The organism is Bradyrhizobium sp. USDA 4353, from assembly GCF_054063215.1.
The window spans coordinates 3,303,593-3,324,192 of the sequence record NZ_JBSSGB010000001.1 but is presented as its reverse complement, the minus strand read 5'-3'; the positions used below and the strand labels follow the sequence as shown (position 1 = coordinate 3,324,192).

General features: G+C 64.3%; 14 protein-coding genes. 10 read left to right on the top strand and 4 right to left on the bottom strand.

Annotation, left to right across the window (positions count from 1 at the left end; all coding sequences use genetic code 11):
• The first annotated feature begins 97 nt into the window (after window positions 1-97).
• The 7 genes from pqqD (at window position 98) to ACVILH_RS14555 (ending at window position 9,021) form a co-directional block, all read left to right on the top strand.
• The gene (pqqD, locus tag ACVILH_RS14585) at window positions 98-406 is read left to right on the top strand and encodes a pyrroloquinoline quinone biosynthesis peptide chaperone PqqD (protein ID WP_456713515.1); all 309 of its coding nucleotides are present in this window, start codon (window positions 98-100) and stop codon (window positions 404-406) included.
• Window positions 403-1,596, top strand: a complete 1,194-nt coding sequence (pqqE, locus tag ACVILH_RS14580; protein WP_456713514.1) for a pyrroloquinoline quinone biosynthesis protein PqqE — start codon at window positions 403-405, stop codon at window positions 1,594-1,596. The genes pqqD and pqqE overlap by 4 nt, the downstream gene beginning before the upstream one ends.
• Entirely contained in the window at window positions 1,589-2,578 is a 990-nt protein-coding gene (gene pip, locus ACVILH_RS14575) for a prolyl aminopeptidase (protein ID WP_456713513.1), read from the top strand. Before pqqE ends, pip begins: the two co-directional genes overlap by 8 nt.
• A 150-nt stretch (window positions 2,579-2,728) precedes the next feature.
• Window positions 2,729-3,397, top strand: coding sequence for a hypothetical protein (locus tag ACVILH_RS14570; RefSeq protein WP_456713512.1), 669 nt, complete (start codon window positions 2,729-2,731; stop codon window positions 3,395-3,397).
• 692 nt (window positions 3,398-4,089) lie between these two features.
• Complete coding sequence (locus ACVILH_RS14565) at window positions 4,090-5,889, top strand: FAD-dependent oxidoreductase (RefSeq protein WP_456713511.1); 1,800 nt, start codon at window positions 4,090-4,092, stop codon at window positions 5,887-5,889.
• Window positions 5,859-7,709: a 2-oxoacid:acceptor oxidoreductase subunit alpha gene (locus ACVILH_RS14560; RefSeq protein ID WP_456713510.1), complete on the top strand. Its 1,851-nt coding sequence runs from the start codon at window positions 5,859-5,861 to the stop codon at window positions 7,707-7,709. The genes ACVILH_RS14565 and ACVILH_RS14560 overlap by 31 nt, the downstream gene beginning before the upstream one ends.
• A gap of 256 nt (window positions 7,710-7,965) precedes the next feature.
• Entirely contained in the window at window positions 7,966-9,021 is a 1,056-nt protein-coding gene (locus ACVILH_RS14555; RefSeq protein WP_434918113.1) for a 2-oxoacid:ferredoxin oxidoreductase subunit beta, read from the top strand.
• A gap of 253 nt (window positions 9,022-9,274) precedes the next feature.
• On the opposite strand, the gene ACVILH_RS14550 is transcribed toward ACVILH_RS14555, so the two are convergent.
• The 4 genes from ACVILH_RS14550 to ACVILH_RS14535 all read right to left on the bottom strand — a co-directional run bounded on the left by ACVILH_RS14550 (window position 9,275) and on the right by ACVILH_RS14535 (window position 16,019).
• On the bottom strand, window positions 9,275-10,573 hold the full coding sequence (locus ACVILH_RS14550) for a TMEM143 family protein (RefSeq protein ID WP_456713509.1): 1,299 nt from the start codon (window positions 10,571-10,573) through the stop codon (window positions 9,275-9,277).
• Between the two features lie 455 nt (window positions 10,574-11,028).
• Entirely contained in the window at window positions 11,029-12,567 is a 1,539-nt protein-coding gene (locus ACVILH_RS14545; RefSeq protein ID WP_456713508.1) for a SpoVR family protein, read from the bottom strand.
• Window positions 12,564-13,841, bottom strand: a complete 1,278-nt coding sequence (locus ACVILH_RS14540; RefSeq protein WP_434918111.1) for a YeaH/YhbH family protein — start codon at window positions 13,839-13,841, stop codon at window positions 12,564-12,566. Before ACVILH_RS14540 ends, ACVILH_RS14545 begins: the two co-directional genes overlap by 4 nt.
• A gap of 234 nt (window positions 13,842-14,075) precedes the next feature.
• Window positions 14,076-16,019, bottom strand: coding sequence for a PrkA family serine protein kinase (locus ACVILH_RS14535; protein WP_456713507.1), 1,944 nt, complete (start codon window positions 16,017-16,019; stop codon window positions 14,076-14,078).
• Window positions 16,020-16,461: 442 nt separating this feature from the next.
• On the opposite strand from ACVILH_RS14535, the gene ACVILH_RS14530 reads away from it, so the two are divergent.
• From ACVILH_RS14530 to ACVILH_RS14520, 3 genes are all read left to right on the top strand, one after another.
• A complete protein-coding gene (locus ACVILH_RS14530; protein ID WP_456716977.1) occupies window positions 16,462-17,070 on the top strand; it encodes a hypothetical protein in 609 nt (202 codons plus the stop codon).
• A 52-nt stretch (window positions 17,071-17,122) separates the two neighbouring features.
• Window positions 17,123-17,569 carry a DsrE family protein gene (locus ACVILH_RS14525; RefSeq protein ID WP_456713506.1) on the top strand — a complete coding sequence of 149 codons (447 nt, stop codon included), beginning with the start codon at window positions 17,123-17,125 and terminating at the stop codon, window positions 17,567-17,569.
• A gap of 179 nt (window positions 17,570-17,748) precedes the next feature.
• Complete coding sequence (locus ACVILH_RS14520) at window positions 17,749-20,595, top strand: bifunctional transaldolase/phosoglucose isomerase (protein ID WP_456713505.1); 2,847 nt, start codon at window positions 17,749-17,751, stop codon at window positions 20,593-20,595.
• Window positions 20,596-20,600 lie beyond the last annotated feature (5 nt).

Below are 20,600 nucleotides of genomic sequence, written 5' to 3'. Positions count from 1 at the left end.
CGCGATGCGCAACGACCCTCCCCCTCAAGGGGAGGGTGGGCATCGCCGATGCCGCGACATCGCAACGAACGCACCCGTTATCGTGTAGAGACCCACCATGGCCCCGCGTCACATCCAAGTCACCGAGATCAGCCGCGTGGTGCTGCCGCGGCATACCAAGTTGAAATATGACGAGACGCGGCAGGTGTGGGTGATCCTGGCGCCGGAGCGGGTGCTGGCGCCGGATGAGATCGCGGTCGAGGTGCTCAAGCTGTGCGACGGCGCGCGCAGCGTCGCCGGGATCATCGACGAGCTCGCAGCGAAGTATGCCGCGCCGCGCGACGTCATCGCCAACGACGTGGTCGCGATGCTGCAGGATCTCGCCGACAAGGGCTTTCTCACCGAGGTTCGGGAGACGACATCATGACCGAGCTGACCGAGACGACGCCGCCGGTCGACAGCAATGACGGCCTCGCCGTGCTGGAGCGCCGCGGCTCCGTCGCCGAGACCTACGGCATTCCGCTGGCCGTGCTGCTCGAGCTCACCCATCGCTGCCCGCTGCAATGTCCCTACTGCTCCAACCCGCTGGAGCTCGATCGCGCCGGGCAGGAGCTGACGACCGCCGAGTGGAAGAAGGTGCTGTCGGAGCTCGCCGAGATCGGCGTGCTGCAGGTGCATTTCTCCGGCGGCGAGCCGACCGCGCGCAAGGACATCGTCGAGCTGGTGCAGCACGCCCATGACGTCGGCCTCTACACCAACCTCATCACCTCGGCCGTGCTGCTGACGCGCGAGCGGCTGAAGGAGCTGGCCGATGCCGGTCTGTGCCACGTCCAGATCAGCTTCCAGGGCAACGAGCCCGTCGTCGCCGACCGCGTCGGCGGCTACAAGGGCGGCCATGCCAAGAAGCTCGAGGTGGCGCGCTGGACGCGCGAACTCGATCTGCCGCTCACGGTCAACGCGGTCATGCACCGGCAGAACCTGCATCAGCTCCCGGACATCATCCAGATGGCCGTCGATCTCGACGCCGACCGGCTCGAGGTCGCCAACGTACAATATTACGGCTGGGCACTGAAGAATCGCGCGAGCCTGATGCCGACCTACGAACAATTGGAACAGACCGACCGGCTGGTCGAAGAGGAGCGCGAACGGCTGAAGGGCACGCTCACGATCGACTACGTCGTGCCGGACTACTACGCGCTGCGGCCGAAGAAGTGCATGGGCGGCTGGGGCCGGCAGTTCTTCAACATCTCGCCGTCGGGCAAGGTGCTGCCGTGCCATGCGGCCGAGAGCATCACCGGGCTCGATTTCATGTCGGTGCGCTCGAACAACTCGATCGCCTGGATCTGGCAGAACTCGGACGCCTTCAACCGCTATCGCGGCACCGGCTGGATGAAGGAGCCCTGCAAATCCTGCGAGTTCCGCGAGATCGATTTCGGCGGCTGCCGCTGCCAGGCGTTCGCGTTGACCGGCGACGCCGCCAACACCGATCCCGCCTGCACCCTGTCGCCGCTGCACGAGAGCATCTTCAAGCAGGCCGAGCGCGACGCGGCCTCCGGCCAGGACCGCTTCCTGTATCGCAATTTTGCCGGCGGCACGCCCGAGAACACCGATGCCTGACGCCGAAGCCGGCCGCGCCGCCGCGCGCCGCAACGATCCATTCGCGCCGCTGACCTCGGAATGGCTCGACGTCTCCGGCAGCCATCAGATCTACGTCGAGAGCAGCGGCCGCGCCGGCGGCATTCCCGCCGTCTATCTGCATGGCGGTCCCGGATCCGGCTGCCAGCCGGATCACCGCCGCCTGTTCGATCCCGAGCGCTTCCATGCCGTGCTGTTCGACCAGCGCGGCGCCGGCCGCTCGCGGCCCACGCGCAGCCGCGACAACAACACCCTGCCCGATTTGATCGCCGACATGGAGGCGATCCGCGCCAAGTTCGGCTTCGAGCGCTGGATGGTGATCGGCGGCTCCTGGGGTGCGACATTGGCGCTTGCGTATGCGCAGGCGCATCCGGAGCGCGTCAGCGGCCTAGTGCTGCGCGCGACCTTTCTCGGCACCCGCGCGGAAGTCGAAATGGCGTTCGGCGAGACGCTGGCGCGCTTTCACCCCACGCTGCATCGCGACTTTCTCGAGATGCTGCCGGAGAACGAGCGCGCCAATCCGTGCGACGCCTATTTCCGCCGCATCCTCGATCCCGATCCCGCCATTCACGGCCCGGCTGCCCGTGCCTGGCACGACGTCGAGCGGACGCTGTCGGAAGTGAAGCCCGCACGCACCCACCTCGACCGCCTCGCGATCCGTTCGGGCAACGCCCTGCCGGCGACCCCGTTCATGGAAGCGCATTACTTCTCCCACGACAGCTTCATGGCGCCGGACCAGTTGCTGAGTGACGCAGGCAAGCTCGCCGGCATTCCCGGCATCATCGTGCAGGGCCGCTACGACCTGCTCTGCCCGCCCTCGACGTCCGCACGGCTGGCTGAGGTGTGGCGCGAGGCCGAAATCCGTGTCATCGAAGCCGCAGGTCACAATCTTTATGACCCCGGCATCCGCGATGCGGTCATGAAAGCCATCTGCGATATGGCGACGCGCGCGAGCGCGCCTTAAACACATCACTCATTCCCCTCATGCTGAGGAGGCGCTTGAGCGCCGTCTCGAAGCATGGGGCCCGTGACATCCGGGCCTCATCCTTCGAGACGGCCGCCTTTGGCGGCCTCCTCAGGATGAGGATCACCCGCACGCACCAGGAGGCTCGAAATGCCCATCGCCGGGACAGGCATGCTTTTGACATCGATGAACATCGATGCCGCTGACGAGGCCGATTTCAACCGCTGGTACGACAGCGAGCATCTCGAGGAGCGCGTCGCGATCCCGGGCTTCATCGAGGCGCGGCGCTATGTCGCCGAGCAGGGCAGCCCGAAATATCTCTGCCTGTATTCGACCGAGACGATCGACGTGCTCGACAGCGCGCCGTATCGCGCGCGGCTGGAGGCGCCGACGGAGTGGTCGAAGACGGTGATGGCGCGATTCAAGAACATGATCCGCAGCGTCGCGCGGATCACGATCTCGAAAGGCGCTGGCCGCGGCGCCGTGCTCGGCATCATCCGGCTGCGACCGAAGCCGGGACAGGATGGCGCACTGCGCGACGCGCTGCAGATCGAGCTGGATCCGCGCGAGCTCAGGGGCGTGATCTCGATGCATCTGCTCGAAGGCGATGCCGATCTCTCCGGTCCCGCGGCTGGTGTCCCAGCAACCTTACGCGACGCCGACTGGTTCATCCTGATCGACGGCACCGACAGCCACGCGATTGCAACGCTGATGACGACGCGCTTCGCTGCGATCGACGGGCCGCTGGCAACGCAGATGTCCGCCGGCATCTATCGCCTGATGTGGGACCTCAGCCGCGCTGACATTACTGCAAATTAAACTTCAACTCAGCTCTCTCCACGCCGTCACGGCCGCAAGCCGCAGTCTCGGTCCGCTCCCTCTCCCCGTTCTTCACGGGGAGAGGGTTGGGGTGAGGGGCAGACGCACGAGCGGTGCTGATGGTGAGACCTGTACCCCCTCACCCGGATTGCATCTGACGATGCAATCCGACCTCTCCCCGCAAGCGGGGCGAGGTGCACCGTCTGCGCGGTGACGAAACCGGCACACTCTTAGTTCGCCCCGGCTGGCGGGCGCTCCCGGCCACTTGAAGACGTGGATGCCCGGGCCTTCGCCGCGCCGAAGCCGCTGCGGCCGCGCAGGCGGGTCAAGCCCGGCATGACGACGGAGTGTGTGGCAGCTCGCGTACCTCCTCACTCAACTCGCCGATTATCGCAACCCGTTCTTGCTCGAACGTCGCACCAAATACCGCATCGCAACACATGGCCGCATCGCGCCTGCAATGCGGCAACGCACCACTGTGCATGACCACCAGCCCTGCAAATTTGCCTTTGTGCGCGCCTTGGAATGGCTCTAGTCTGATATGACTATTCAATTGAGCCATTCAAAAAACAGAAGGGCGACGACCAGGGCCTGCTCCGGACCTCAACCGATCCTCTGCTGATCCTGATCATCAGTCGTCCTCACGTCAGGAAGGCCGCGCGCTCGTGGTTCGCCGCGCGGACAGGGTAGGAATGAGAGCGACTGATATCTCGGCGCCCGACTACTTCCATAAAGTGGTCGACTGCCAATGGGCTTGTCCCGCACACACGCCGGTCCCCGAATACATCCGCCTGATCGCCGAGGGTCGCTACAGCGACGCCTACATGATCAATTGGAAGTCGAACGTCTTCCCCGGCATTCTCGGACGCACCTGCGACCGCCCCTGCGAGCCGGCCTGCCGGCGCGGCCGCGTCGAGGAGAGTCCCGTCGCGATCTGCCGGCTGAAGCGCGTCGCCGCCGACTTCAAGGACGATGTGCAGCAGCGCATGCCGCGCCCTGCCCCGAAGAACGGCCGGCGCATCGCGCTGGTCGGCGGCGGCCCGGCGTCGCTGACGGTGGCGCGCGACCTTGCGCCGCTCGGCTATCACTGCACCGTGTTCGACGCTGATCCCAAGCCCGGCGGCATGATGCGCTCGCAGATTCCAAAATTCCGGTTGCCGGACAGCGTGATCGACGAGGAGACCGGCTATGTGCTGAGCCTCGGCGTCGACTACAAATCCGGCCATCGCATCGACAGCCTCAAGGCGCTGCTCGCCGACAACTATGATGTCGTGTTCATCGGCTCCGGCGCGCCGCGCGGCCGCGAGCTGAACATCCCCGGCCGCAAGGACGCCGCGGGGAATATCCATCTCGGCATCGACTGGCTGTCCAGCGTCTCGTTCGGCCACACCGACAAGATCGGCAAGCGCGTGATCGTGCTCGGCGGTGGCAACACGGCGATGGACTGCTGCCGCACCGCGCGCCGCCTCGGCGGCGAGGACGTCAAGGTCATCGTGCGCTCCGGCTTCGAGGAGATGAAGGCCTCGCCGTGGGAGAAGGAAGACGCGCTGCATGAGGACATTCCGATCCTCAACTATCTCGTGCCGGTCGCCTTCGTTCACAACAATGGCAAGCTCACCGGCGTCACCTTCCAGAAGGTAAAGGCCGAATACGACGATAAGGGCCGGCGCTCGCTGGTGCCCTCGGGCGAGCCCGACGTGACCTATGAGTGCGACGACGTTCTCGTTGCCGTCGGCCAGGAGAACGCCTTCCCCTGGATCGAGGCCGACTGCGGTATCGAATTCGACAAATGGCATATGCCGGTGGTCGATCCCAGGACCTTCGTCTCGACGAATCCAAAAGTGTTCTTCGGCGGCGATGCCGCGTTCGGTCCGAAGAACATCATCTGGGCGGTCGCGCAGGGCCATGAGGCGGCGCTGTCGATCCACCGCCTGCTCTCCGGCGAGGACATCACCGAGCGGCCGCTGCCCGAGGTGCATGTCTCCTCGCAGAAGATGGGCATCCACGAATGGAGCTATGACAACGACGTCTCTCCGGAGAAGCGCTTCAAGGTGCCGCACCGTGACAAGGTCGTGGCGCTGAAGGACATCCGCGCCGAGGTCGAGCTCGGCTACGACGTCAAGCTCGCGCTCGGCGAGGCGCATCGCTGCCTGAACTGCGACGTGCAGACGGTGTTCTCCAACACGCTGTGCATCGAATGCGACGCCTGCGCCGACATCTGTCCGATGGACTGCATCACCTTCACCGAGAATGGCGACGAGGCCGATCTGCGTTCGCGCTTGCGGGCGCCGTCGCTTCATCCCGACCAGGACCTCTACGTGTCCTCGGACCTGAAGACCGGGCGCGTGATGGTGAAGGACGAGGACGTCTGCCTCCATTGCGGCCTGTGCGCCGAACGCTGTCCCACCGGTGCGTGGGACATGCAGAAATATTTCATCGAGACGACTCACGCAGGTACCGCATGTCCCAGCAAGCGCCGCTCAGCAGCGTAAACGACTTCGTCGTCCGCTTCGCCAACGTCAACGGCTCCGGCTCGGCCAGCGCCAACGAATTGTTCGCGCGCGCCGTGCTCCGCCACGGCGTGCCGGTCAGCCCCCGCAACATCTTCCCTTCCAACATCCAGGGCCTGCCGACCTGGTACGAGGTCCGCGTCACCGAGGCGGGCCATCTCGGCGCCCGCGGCGGAGGCACCGACCTGATGGTGGCGATGAATCCGCAGACCTGGGACAAGGACGTCGCCGGCATCGTGCCGGGCGGCTATCTGTTCTACGATTCGACCAAGCCGATGCCGTCGACCAAGTTCCGCGACGACGTCAACGTCATCGGCGTGCCGCTGACCGCGATCACCAACTCGACCTACTCGGACCCGCGGCAGCGCCAGCTGTTCAAGAACATCATCTATCTCGGTGCACTGTCGGCGCTGCTCGAGATGGATCCCAAGCTGATCGAGCAGCTGATCGGCGAGCAGTACAAGGGCAAGGAGAAGCTCCTGTCCTCCAACGTCCATGCGCTGCATCTCGGCCGCGACTGGGCGTTGCAGAATCTGAAATGCCCGATCGGGCTGCGCATCAAAAAGGCCGACAAGGTCGGCGACCGCATCTTCCTCGAAGGCAACAATGCCGCTGCGCTCGGCGCGGTCTATGGCGGCGCCACGGTGTGCGCGTGGTATCCGATCACGCCGTCATCGTCGCTCGCGGAAGCGTTCACCAATCACTGCAAGAAGCTGCGGCACGATCCGGAGACAGGCCAGGCCAAATACGCCATCGTGCAGGCCGAGGACGAGCTCGCTTCGATCGGCATGGTGATCGGTGCGTCCTGGAACGGCGCCCGCGCTTTCACCACGACCTCAGGACCCGGCGTGTCGCTGATGACCGAGTTCATCGGCCTGTCCTATTTTGCCGAGATCCCGGCCGTCATCATGAACGTGCAGCGCGCCGGGCCCTCCACGGGCATGCCGACCCGCACGCAGCAATGCGACCTGATCGCCTGCGGCTATGCCTCGCATGGCGACACCAAGCATGTGATGTTGTTTCCGGAAGATCCCGCGGAGGCGTTCGAATTCGCCGCCGCGTCCTTCGATCTCGCCGAGCGGCTGCAGACCACCGTCTTCCTGATGCTCGATCTCGACATCGGCATGAATCAGCGGCTGTGCCGGCCGCTGAAATGGGATGACGCCCGGCAGTATGACCGCGGCAAGGTGATGACGGCGGAGATGCTGGATCAGGGCCGCGACTTCGGCCGCTACCTCGACGTCGACGGTGACGGCATTCCGTTCCGCACCTATCCCGGCACGCATCCGACCGAGGGATCGTACTTCACTCGCGGCACCTCGCGCGACCGTTACGCGCGCTACTCGGAGGAAGGCGCCGTCTATGCGGACAATGTGCAGCGCCTGCTGCGCAAATTCCAGACCGCGCAGGACCTGGTGCCGCGTCCCTTGCAGGCCAATGCGGCCAAGCCGACGAAGTACGGCGTGATCTATTTCGGCTCGACCGCGCCGGCGATGGACGAGGCGATCGGCCTGCTGGAGGCGCGCGGCCACCAGCTCGACCGCCTGCGCATCCGCGCCTTTCCGTTCCATTCGAGCGTCGCGAGCTTCATCGCCGAGCACGACTTCGTCTATGTCGTCGAGCAGAACCGCGACGCCCAGCTGCGCCAGCTGATCGTCACCGAGAACGGCATCGACCCGGTCCGTCTCGTGCCCATCCTGCATTATGACGGCACCCCGATCACCGCCCGCTTCATCGCGGACGCGATCGGCACCCATCAGGACCAGATGCGAGTCACCCCGCTGCGGAAGGCCGTATCGTGATTTTGCCCGAGCAAGAGACTGGTCGCTCACCTCTCCCCGCGTGCGGGGAGAGGTCGGATCGCATCGCCAGATGCGATCCGGGTGAGGGGGACTCTCTACGAGCTCGGTGCGCGGAGAGTCCCCCTCACCCCAACCCTCTCCCCGCAAGCGGGGCGAGGGAGTCCACCGCCCGCTGCGCAACAGCTCGGCCAACATTATCAACGATGCCTGCTCCCGTGTCCTCGCGTTCCGGCAGGCGGACCGTCGAGGCGTTCCCATGACCTATATCGCAAAGCCGAAATTCCAGCATCCCGGCATCAAGAAGAACGCGCTGGGCTACAGCCATCGCGACTACGAGGGCAAGATCTCGACCCTGTGCGCCGGCTGCGGCCACGATTCGATCACCGCGTCGATCATCGAGGCCTGCTTCGAGCTGTCGATCGAGCCGCATCGGGTGGCCAAGATCTCCGGCATTGGCTGCTCGTCGAAGACGCCGGACTACTTCCTCGGCAATTCGCACGGCTTCAACACCGTGCATGGCCGCATGCCGTCGGTGCTGACCGGCGCCAACCTCGCCAATCGCGAGCTGATCTATCTCGGCGTCTCCGGCGACGGCGACTCCGCCTCGATCGGCTTCGGCCAGTTCGCGCATGCGATCCGCCGCGGCGTCAACATGACCTACATCGTCGAGAACAACGGCGTCTACGGCCTGACCAAGGGCCAGTTCTCGGCCACCGCCGACCGCGGCTCGAAGTCGAAGAAGGGCGTCACCAACACCGACAACCCGATCGACCTCGTCGGCATCGCGCTGCAGTTAGGTGCCACCTATGTCGCGCGCTCGTTCTCGGGCGACAAGAAGCAGCTGGTGCCGATCATCGAGGGCGCGATCCGGCACAAGGGCGCGGCGTTCATCGACGTCATCAGCCCGTGCATCGCCTTCAACAATCACGCCGGCTCGACCAAGAGCTTCGACTATGTCCGCGAGCACAACGACGCCGTGAACCGTTTGGACGTGCTGACTGGCCGCGATCCGATCGAGATCGACCAGGATCCCGGCACGGTGCAGATCGTCGAGCAGCACGACGGCTCCCGCCTGGCGCTGCGCAAGCTCGACGCCGACTACGATCCGCACGACCGCCTGGGCGCGATGACCTTTCTGCAGAAGCACGCCGCGCAAGGGCAGATCGTGACCGGGCTATTGTATGTCGACCCCGAAGCGGACGATCTGCACAGCCACCTCAACACGGTGGAGCGGCCGCTGAACCGGCTGGAAGCGGCGGATCTGTGCCCGGGGCAGAGCGTGCTCGACAAGATCAACGCGAGCCTGCGCTGATAGCTACCGCGGCGTCCCTCGCCGCCAGCGGGAGCAAAGAACACCTCTCCCATCGGGAGAGGTCGGATTGCATCGCCAGATGCAATCCGGGTGAGGGGTTAGACTGAACGTGATCGAAAGAGCCCCCTCACCCGGCGCTGCGCGCCGACCTCTCCCCAACGGGGAGAGGTGGACGGAGAGTGGGGCAACGGCTTCGACTCACAGCACCGGCGCTCGTCATACGAGCCGATGATCGTGAAGCAGTCATAACGCCTTACGCCTGCCGCAGCGCATTCGCCCAGACGCGTTCGAGCTGCGCGATCGCCTCTGGAAGCGGCAGCGCCGACAACGCGTCGTCATCACCGCTCACGAGCCCGAACTCGCGCAACCTGATCAGCGCCTCATCGATGTTGAACGCGCGCCCGAGCCCGAACATCTGCTGCAACAATTCCTCGACATGGCTCCCGAGCGCCGCACGGCTCAGCGGCACCGACGCCAGCAGCAGACCGCCATAGGCCAGCAGCGCCTCCTTCCAGTCCTGGTCCTCGGCCTCGCCGATCAGATAGTTGAAGATGCCGGAGTTGTTGTTGACGTTGCGGAAGTAGATGTTGTCGGTGACCTGCTTCTGATGGATCAGCGACTGGCGGTGGAAATTGCCCCATTGCCGCAGGATGAAGGCGCCGAGCGCGAACAGGCCCGATAATGCGGCGAGCGCCTGCTCGGTGTCGTTGTCATGCACCGTGCCGCTGAGGCCGAGATAGAAGCCGGCGACGATGAACAGCACGGTGAGCGTCGAGGCCAGCTTGAGCAGGATCGGCACGCCGCCGACCAGCGCCGGCACCCCTAATGTCAGCTGCTCGCGCAGGCCCATCACGACGCGGACATTCGGCAGCAGCGCTTCGAGATCGAAGCGCGCGATGTGGCGGAAATATTTGAACAGCACGGCGCCGCCGCGGATCTTGTTGCGCCCACGCCAGGCGGCGGTCTTGCGCTTCTTCTTGGTGGGCTCATCGGGCTTGGTCGCGACCATCAGGATGATGTCGTCATAGACCTCGATCTCCTGCTTGCGGCGCCGCAGGCCGTAGAGCATGGGGACCTCGATCGTCTCCTGGTGCACGCCGCGGCGGAACATGCGAACGGAGCGATAATCCGAGATCGGCGCCTTCAGCTTGACCCGGACCAGCGCATGCTCGGCAAAGGCGCGCTCGATCTCGTCATGGGTGATCTCGATGAAATTGGCCTCGCCGAGCACACGAACGAATTCGTCGGTGAGGTTGCGATAGGCGGCGTCGCTCTCTGCCGGCGAGCGATGGCGGCTGGCAGGGATCTCGGGATCGAAGTCGAAATAGGCGTCGCGCAGCCGATCGAGCTCGTCGAAATATTCATGATGCAGGATGGCGCCGAGCATCTGCGCCAGCCGGCGCAGATCGGCCGACTGCGCCTCGTCGAGGCCGCCATGCGAGATCACGGCGTCGAGGACATCGGACTTGCGGATCGGAATGAACCGGTCCCGCCGGTTCGCCGCCTCGCCTGATCCAACCACGTCACGCACGCCCACTTCGATCGACACCACGACAGCCGATCCAAACTGCTTGAGCCGGATCGCGCCCGCACCATAGCGGTCTCATGGGACTCGCGCCACTCGTCAGGTTTCTTCCCGGCTCAACCGGACAGGACGCGCTGGCTTGAGGAAGCCCGCCGATTGAAGCACAGCTTTCAGCGGCGATGACGGTGCGCTCCCCTCCCCCTTGCGGGGAGGGGTCGGGGGTGGGGTCCACGAACTCCGCTGGATCTGAGGCGATGGAAGGTTAGAGCTGAGATACGGGCGTCGAGAGCGACGGGTGCGCCCGAAGGCTCTCAAATCCGATTCGGAAGGACACGCATTGAACTTTCCCCGAGTGAGTTCGGCGCCCGGGGACCCCCACCCCCGACCCCTCCCCGCAAGGGGGAGGGGAGCGCACCGCCCGTGCGGCGAGCGCTCGACTCTCATGGAACAAGGCTTGAACTATCTACCCCCTGGCGGCCGCGCTAGGCGGCCGCCGGTTGTATCCGGGGATTGAGCACGTACTCCTTCAGGACCTTGTCGGTGGCGGCGTCGACTTCGGTGAGCTGGACGTCGTAGCTCCAGAGGTCGGCGAGGTGCTGCAGCACGCGCTTGGTGTCGGTCTCGCTGAGCTGGGCGCCCTTGACCACCGTATGCCGCAGCATCAGGCGGCGGTCGCCGGCGAGGTCGACGTCGACGACCTCGATGTTGGGGTCGATGTAGCCGACGTCGTACTGCTTCGACAGCTCGCGGCGGATGCGGCGGTAGCCGCGCTCGTCGTGGATGGCGTCGACCAGGATGCCGGCGCGCTCGGCCGGATCGTCATGCAGATGGAACAGCCGGAAGTGGCGGATCAGGTTGGGGCTGAGGAACTGGCTGATGAAGCTCTCGTCGCGGTAATTGGCCCAGACGTCGCGTAGCACCGCCATCTCGTCGCCGGTGCCGGCAATGTCCGGGAACCACTCGCGGTCCTCCTCGGTCGGATCCTTCACGATGCGCTCGATGTCCTGCATCATTGCAAAGCCGAGCGCGTACGGATTGAAGCCGGAGAAGCGCGGGTCGTCGAACTCCGGCTGGAACACGACGTTGGTGTGCGACTGCAGGAATTCGAGGAAATTGCCGTCGGTGAGTCGACCCTCCTCGTGCAGCCGCTTCATGATGCGATAGTGCACGTAGGTCGCCGTGCCCTCGTTCATGACCTTGGTCTGGCCCTGCGGATAGAAATATTGCGCGATGTGGCGGACGATGCGCAGCAGCTCGCGCTGCCAGGGCGCCAGCCGTGGTGCGCTCTTTTCCAGGAAATAAAGCAGATTCTCCTGCGGCAGGCCGAGCAGCGCGCGGCGGCGCTCGACGTTCAGCACCGCGCTGGTCTTGGCCGGGCCCGTCGGCACCGTGCGCCAGAGATCGTTGAACTGCTCCTCCTCGTACAGGCGCCGCTTGCCGGCGCGCTTCTCCTCCTCGCGGAAGTCGAGCTTCTTCTTGCCGGGATAGCGATCGACGCCGTGCGACATCAGCGCATGCGCAGCGTCGAGCGTGTGCTCGACGGCCACGCGACCGTAGCGCTCCTCGCATTGGGCAATATAGCCGCGGGCGAAATCGAGATAATCGAGGATGCCGTCGGCGTCGGTCCACTGCTTGAACAGATAGTTGTTCTTGAAGAAGTGGTTGTGGCCGAACGCGGCGTGCGCGATGACGAGCGTCTGCATCGTCGCCGTGTTCTCCTCCATCAGATAGGAGATGCAGGGCGAGGAGTTGATCACGATCTCATAGGCGAGGCCCATCAGGCCCTTGCGATACGAGGCCTCGTGATAGGCGAAGTGCTTGCCGAACGACCAGTGCTTGTAGAACAGCGGCATGCCGACCGACGAATAGGCGTCGAGCATCTGCTCGGCGGTAATGACCTCGATCTGGTTCGGATAGGTGTCGAGCCCGAGCTCCTTTTGCGCCACGGCCTCGCAGGCATCGTGGATGCGCTGCAGGGTGAGGAAATTCCAGTCCGCGCCTTCGAACAGCAATCCGCTCATGATGCCGCCCTCTCCTGCGTGGTGCCGCGACGCTGAAACAGATCGTGGAACACCGGGAAGATCTCGCTGCGGTCGCGCACCTTGCGCATCGACAGCGGCTGGCCGTTGGCGCGGAGCCGTTCATACAGCGACCAAAGCGCGGAGTCCGGCATCTCGAACGAATAGGTGCCGGACTCGCCGACCTCAAGATAGGCGAAGAACTGCGACACCGGCAGGATGTTGTCGACCAAGAGCCGCGAGACGTTCTCCGAGTCCGAGGTGGCGTTGTCGCCGTCCGAGGCCTGCGCCGCGTAGATGTTCCAGTCCGAGGGACGGAAGCGCGAGCGGACGATGTCATGCATGCATTGCAAGGCGCTCGACACCAGAGTGCCGCCGGAGGCCGGGCCGTAGAAGAAGGTCTGCTCGTCGACCTCCTCGGCGCGGTCAGTGTGGCGGATGAACACGATCTCGACGTGGCGATAGCGCCGCGTCAGGAACACGTAGAGCAGCATGTAAAACCGCTTGGCGAGATCCTTCATGTGCTCGGACATCGAGCCGGAGACGTCCATCAGGCAGAACATCACGGCTTGCGCGATCGGCTTCGGCACCGCCTCGAACCGGCGGTAGCGGATGTCGATGGGATCGATGAACGGAATGCGCTTGGCCTTGGCCTTCAAGGCTTCGAGCTCGGCGACCAGCGCCGCCTTCTTGTCCTCGTCGGTCTCCTCGGCGATCCTGGCCTCGAGCTCGGCGATCGCCTCCGGCCTGGGACGGCGCAGCGCGACGCGGCGGGCCATCGCCCGGGTGACGGTGCGGCTGATCGAAATGTTGGCCGGCGAGCCCGACGTCGAATAGCCGGCGCGCACCAGGCCTTCGCTCTCGGCCTCGGCGAATTTGCGCTTGGCCAGGTCAGGCAGCTCGAGATCGTCGAGGAAGAGGTTGACGAACTCCTCCTTGCTCAGCACGAAGCGGAAGGCGTCCTCGCTGTCGCCCTGCCCCGGACCGGACTTGCGGCCGCTCCCGTCGCCGGAGCGCGGCAGGATGTCGCCTTCGATGAATTTCTTGTTGCCCGGCAGTACCATGTCGCGGGTGCCGCCCTCACGGCGGAAGCGCGGCTCGTCCATGCCATCGAGCGGGATCGAGACCTCGCCGCCTTCCAGCACGTCCTTGATGTCGCGGTCCTGCGAGGTCTTCTTGACCGCTCCTTGAACGAGAGCCTTGGCGCGCCGCAAAAATCGCTGACGATTTTCGAGACTTTTGCCGCCCGGATTCAGGCGCCGATCAATGATGTGCATGACCACGTTCCATACGCCTCCTGCTGCAGCGGCTTCGACTCCTGCTCTCCCCCGCCGCAATGCGGCGATGCAGCATCCGTCCGACACCGCACCCGCATCATTCGCCTGTTCGACGCTGGCCAAACACCCGGCATCGAACCTCCGTGTCGTTCATCGCCGTTATTCATAGTCCTGGCGCCGACGCCAAACCGTCGGCCTGTCACACGCGCAGTCAACACCGGCGCCGGACCACGATCAACCCGCCTGCTTCACCCGCATGTACCACTCGACCAGGCGGCGGACCTGCCGCTCGGTATAGCCGCGCTCGACCATACGCGCGACGAAGTCGTCATGCTTCTTCTCGGTCTCACCATCCTTCTTGGTGCCGAAGGAGATGACCGGCAGAAGGTCTTCAACCTGGGAGAATATCCTCTTTTCGATGACTTCGCGGATCTTTTCGTAGGAGGTCCAGGACGGATTTTTTCCGCCGTTCTGGGCCCGGGAGCGCAGCGAGAACTTGACGACCTCGTTGCGGAAGTCCTTCGGGTTGGCAATCCCCGCCGGCTTCTCGATCTTGGTCAGCTCCTGATTCAAGAGCTCACGGTTGAGCAGCTGTCCCGTATCGGGATCCTTGAAGTCCTGATCCTCGATCCAGGCGTCGGCATAGTCAACATAGCGGTCGAACAGGTTCTGGCCGTAATCGGAGTAGGATTCCAGATACGCCTTCTGGATTTCGTGACCGATGAACTCGGCATAACGCGGCGCGAGATCGGCCTTGATGAATTCGAGATAGCGCTTCTCGATCTCCTCAGGCAGCTGCTCGCGCTTGATCGACTGCTCCAGCACATACATCAGATGCACGGCGTCGGCCGAGACTTCCGACGTGTCGTGGTTGTAGGTCGCGGCCAGCACCTTGAAGGCGAAGCGGGTCGAGATGCCGTCCATGCCCTCATCGACGCCGGCGGCGTCGCGATATTCCTGCACGCTGCGCGCCTTCGGATCGGATTCCTTCAGGCTCTCGCCGTCATAGACCCGCATCTTGGCGTACAGCGTCGAGTTCTCGTGCTTGCGCAGGCGCGACATCACCGAGAACCGGGCCAGCGTATCCAACGTCGCCGGCGCACAGGGCGCGGTGGCGAGCTCGGAGCCCTGGATCAGCTTCTCGTAGATCTTGCGCTCCTCGGTGACGCGCAGGCAGTACGGGACCTTGATGACGCAGATGCGGTCGATGAAGGCCTCGTTGTTCTTGTTGGTCTTGAAGCTTTGCCACTCGGCTTCATTCGAGTGGGCGAGGATCACGCCGTTATAGGGGATCGCGCCGATGTTCTCGGTGCCGATATAGTTGCCCTCCTGCGTCGCGGTCAGCAGCGGATGCAGCATCTTGATTGGCGCCTTGAACATCTCGACGAATTCGAGGATGCCCTGGTTGGCGCGGTTCAGGCCGCCCGAATAGCTGTAGGCGTCCGGATCGTTCTGCGCGTAGGTTTCGAGCTTGCGGATGTCGACCTTGCCAACCAGCGAGGAGATGTCCTGGTTGTTCTCGTCGCCCGGCTCGGTCTTGGCGATGCCGATCTGGCGCAGCCGGGACGGCTGGATCTTGGCGACGCGGAATTGCGAGATGTCGCCGCCGAAGGCTTCGAGCCGCTTGTAGCACCACGGGCTCATCAGGCCGGCGAGGCGGCGGCGCGGAATGCCGTACTTCTCCTCCAGCATCGGGCCCAAGGTGTCGGGATCGAACAGGCTGAGCGGAGATTCGAACACCGGGCTCAATTCATCGCCGGCCTTCAGCACGTAGATGGGATGCACCTCCATCAGTTGCTTCAGCCGCTCGGAGAGCGACGACTTGCCGCCGCCGACCGGGCCGAGGAGATAGAGGATCTGCTTGCGCTCTTCCAAGCCCTGCGCGGCGTGACGGAAGAAGCCGACGATGCGCTCGATCGTGTCTTCCATTCCGTAGAAGCCGGCGAAGGCGGGATACAGGCGAACCGTGCGGTTCAAAAAAATACGGCCAAGGCGTGGGTCCTTGGCCGTGTCAATCATCTGAGGCTCACCGATCGCAGCTAGTAGTCGCTCAGCGGCGTTCGCGTATCGCATCGGGTCGGTTCGACACGATTCTAGATATTCCTGCATCGACATGTCGGTCTGGCTTCGGGCCTCGAACGACCTCGCGAACGCGTTGAACAACGAATCGTTGTACATGATCCCTCTCCACGTAGGTTCCGCCGCACCAAGAGCTGAGATCGAAGTACGTTCCTCCTGATCTCGATCGACTCAGAGTGAAGCGCGCTAGCCCCTATTGGGCACCGTCTTGGTCCTCTTCCGCAACGCAAAGTGCATGCAGCATATGCCCTATCAACATGCACTTCGCTCAATAGTTCGGCAAACTGGTGCCAATCGGCTCTATTTGTACCTCAATGTCTCTGCTTCGCAACATCCGCAATACCCCGGCACCGTAGTCTCCCTGCGCCGCACAAGGTGTTGTGAAGGCATGTGAACTGCCGCCTGCGACACCCGACAAGCATGGTCGCGCCAGACGTGAACCGTGAATGAACGAAGATCTTCCCGATCGCGACACAAGATTGGAACGATTCATTCGCGGTGTAATCCCGCGGGAATGATTCAGATTGTGACGGCGATATTGATGAAGCGGATTGTCCTCCTCGCGCTTTCGACGCTTGCGTTTGCCACCGCGGCGCGCGCTGATGACGTCGTGAGCAAGGCGCAAGCGCGCATTTTCGACACGAAGGTGTTCACCAGGGCGCCGGGACAGAAAGCCTATGCCTGCTTCACGCGTCGCTACGATGCCGAGCACCTTGTGCGTCACCCCAAGCAGAAAGTTTCTGCCATGCAGCTGCTCATCACCGCGGAGATCCCGCCGGGCGAGCGCGAGATGACCTATTCCTTCCGTCTCGGCGTGACCTACCGCGACCGTCCCGGTGATTTCGACTCCAGTGGATCGTGCGAGCACGCGCGTGTCAACGACGCCGGAGGTGAGATTCGTTACAACTGCCCGGTCGATTGCGAGGGCGGCGGCATCGAGATCGCAATGTCGAAGGATGACAAATCCGCGATCGTGCGCCTCACTCGCATCACGGTCTGGCAACGCGACAACAAGCCGGATGCTGAGGCGGGCGACGCGCTCGTCGCGGGCGCGGATGACAAGATCTTCCGCGTCGACCGCAGCGACGTCGCCGAGTGCGCGGGCCTGGTGACCGACCGCAAGGAGCTCGCAGCTATCCGGCACAAATGATACCATCACGAAACAGATGTGGCGCGTTATTGGCTTTGCAAGGAGGCGGATGATGGATCGGCGCAGCATGTTGAGCGCAGCCGCCGCCGCAATTGGCTCGCTGTTCGCTGGCTCGCGCGTGCAAGCGGCAAGCGAGGCCACCGCGCCCGGCAGATTAAAAGTCGTTTACCATCTGAACGAGCTCGACGAGGTCGGCTTCGTTCTCGGCAACATCCAGAATCATTACGACGGCGTCGGCGGCCCGGATCATGTCACGATCGCGCTGGTGATCCACGGCCCTGCTCTGCGCGCCTTCACTTCGGGCGCAGCGCCGGACATCCGCAGCCGCGTCGGACTTTTCTCCAAAGCCGGCCTGGAGCTCGCCGCCTGCGGCAACACGATGAAGGCCCAGAACATCGCGCTGCGCGATCTCCTGCCCGGCTTCGTCGTGGCGGAGAGAGGCGGCGTCGTCAGGATCGCCGAGCTGCAATCCCAGGGCTATCTCTACATCCGGCCCTGACGGCCCTTCCGCTCCCCGAAATCCGCCCGAGCCGCTTGGGAGTGCACAGGGATCAATCCAATATGAATGGCGTTATCCATATCGGTGGCGCATAGTTGTTCATATTGGGTCCATGTCGGTCTGGCAGGATGCCCCGATTGGAACCCGAAAAAGCAAGCCGACGCACATAGATAGGCAACATGAATCCGGTCAAAGCTCTCGAAGAACACGGCCAGGCCGTCTGGCTCGATTTCCTCGCACGCGGCTTCGTCGCCAAGGGCGACCTCAAGCGGCTGATCGACGAGGATGGCGTCAAGGGCGTCACCTCCAATCCCGCGATCTTCGAGAAGGCGATCGGCAGCTCCGACGAATATGACGCCCCGATCGCCAAGGCGCTGAAGCACGGCGACCGCTCGCCGACCCAGCTGTTCGAGGCTGTCGCGGTCGAGGACATCCAGAACGCCGCCGACGTGCTGCGGCCGGTCTACGACCAGTTCAAGGGCAATGACGGCTTCGTCAGCCTCGAAGTGTCGCCCTATCTGGCGCTGGACGCCAAGGGCACGATCGCGGAAGCCGAGCAGCTCTGGAAGGCCGTTGACCGCAAAAACCTGATGATCAAGGTGCCGGCCACCGACGCCTGCCTGCCGGCGATCCAGCACCTGATCTCCAAGGGCATCAGCGTCAACATCACGCTGCTGTTCTCGCAGGACGTCTATCGGCAGGTGGCAGAAGCCTATCTCGCCGGCCTCGAGGCTTATGTCGCCGATGGCGGCGATCCGTCGCATGTCGCGAGCGTCGCCTCGTTCTTCGTCAGCCGCATCGACAGCATCGTGGACAAGCAGCTGGACGAGAAGATCGCCCAGGCCAATGATCCCTCCGAGAAGGAGCGGCTGACCGCGCTGAAGGGCAAGATCGCGATCGCCAATGCCAAGATGGCGTATCAGGACTACAAGCGACTGTTCTCCGGCGAGCGCTGGGAGAAGCTGGCCGCGAAGGGCGCCAAGCCGCAGCGGCTGCTGTGGGCCTCCACCGGCACCAAGAACAAGGACTATCGTGACGTCCTCTATGTCGAGGAGTTGATCGGTCCGAACACGGTCAACACCGTGCCGCCGGCGACGCTGGACGCCTTCCGCGACCACGGAGAGGTGCGCGACAGCCTGGAAGAGAACGTCGAGGCGGCCCAGGCCGCGCTGGAGGATCTGGCCAAGACGGGCATCTCGCTCGATGACATCACTGCGGACCTCGTCGTCGACGGCGTCAAGCAGTTCGCGGATGCCGCGGACAAGCTTTACGGCGCGGTGGCGCACAAGCGCGCGGTGGTGCTCGGCGAAGCGCTCGGGCAGCAGTCGATTGCGGTTGCTGCTGATCTGGAGAAGAAGGTCGCCGCGGCGACCGAGGAGTGGCGCAAGGCCGCCAAGATCCGCCGCCTTTGGCACAAGGATGCTTCAGTCTGGACCGGCAAGGACGAGCACAAATGGCTGGGCTGGCTGACCAGCGCCCAGAGCGCTGATGTCGCGGATTATGAGGACTATGCCCAGCGCGTGAAGGGGCAGAAATTCTCCGACGCCGTCGTGCTCGGCATGGGCGGCTCCAGCCTCGGCCCGGAAGTGCTCGCAAAAACGTTCCCGCGCAAGGCGGGCTTCCCCCGGCTGCACGTGCTCGACTCCACCGATCCGGCGCAGGTCCGCGCCATGGAGAAGAAGATCGACATTACGAGCACCGTGTTCATCGTCTCCTCGAAGTCGGGCGGCACCACCGAGCCCAACGCGATGAAGGATTACTTCTTCGCGCGCGTCAGCGACGCGATCGGCGCCAAGAAGGCCGGCCATCGCTTCATCGCCGTTACCGATCCCGGCTCGTCGCTGGAGAAGGCAGCCAAGGCGCAAGGCTTCGCGCGCATCTTCCACGGCGAGCCGACGATCGGCGGCCGTTATTCGGTGCTGTCGCCGTTCGGCCTGGTGCCGGCCGCGACCGCCGGCATCGACGTGCGCAAGCTGATCAAGAATGCACTGTCGATGGTCCGCTCCTGCGGCCCCGACGTTCCGCCGCTGCAGAATTCGGGCGTGCAGCTCGGCTTGGCCATGGGCCTCGCCGGGCTCGACGGCCGCGACAAGGTGACGATCTTCGCCTCGCCCAAGATTGCCGATTTCGGCGCCTGGGCCGAGCAGCTGATCGCCGAGTCCACCGGCAAGGAAGGTAAGGGCCTGATCCCGATCGACGGCGAGCCGGTTGCCTCGCCCGAGGTCTACGGCCACGATCGCTTCTTCATCGACATCAAGGTCGATGGCGACGACGTCGCCGGCCACGACGAGAAGCTCACCGCGCTCGAAGAGGCCGGTCATCCGGTTGTGCGCATCGTGTTGGCCTCGATCGACCAGCTCGGGCAGGAGTTCTTCCGGTTCGAGATGGCCACAGCGGTTGCCGGCGCCGTGCTCGGCATCAATCCGTTCGATCAGCCCGACGTGGAGTCGGCGAAGATCAAGACCCGCGAGCTCACGGCCGCGTTCGAGCAGACTGGATCACTGCCCGCCGAGGAGCCGGTCGTCTCCGTCAAGGGCTGCGAGCTCTACACCGACAGCCACAATGCCGAGAGCCTGCGCGAGCACGGCGCCAACGGCACCCTCGCCTCCTGGCTCAAGGCGCATCTCGGCCGGGCCGGCGATGGCGACTACATCGCCCTGCTCGGCTATATCGAGCACAATGATGCGAACACCGAGGCGCTGCAGCGCATGCGCCTGAGGCTGCGCGACACCAAGCATCTGGCGACCTGCGCCGAGTTCGGGCCGCGCTTCCTGCATTCGACCGGCCAGGCCTACAAGGGTGGCCCGGACAGCGGCGTGTTCCTGCAGATCACCGCCGATGACGCGCAGGACCTGCCGATCCCCGGCCAGAAGGCGAGCTTCGGCGTGATCAAGGCGGCGCAGGCGCGCGGCGATTTCGACGTGCTCACCGAGCGCGGCCGGCGCGCCCTGCGCGTCCATCTCAAGGGCAATCTGAAATCGGGCTTGAAGATGCTCGACAGCGCCATCACGGAAGCGCTGAGCTAGGAAGG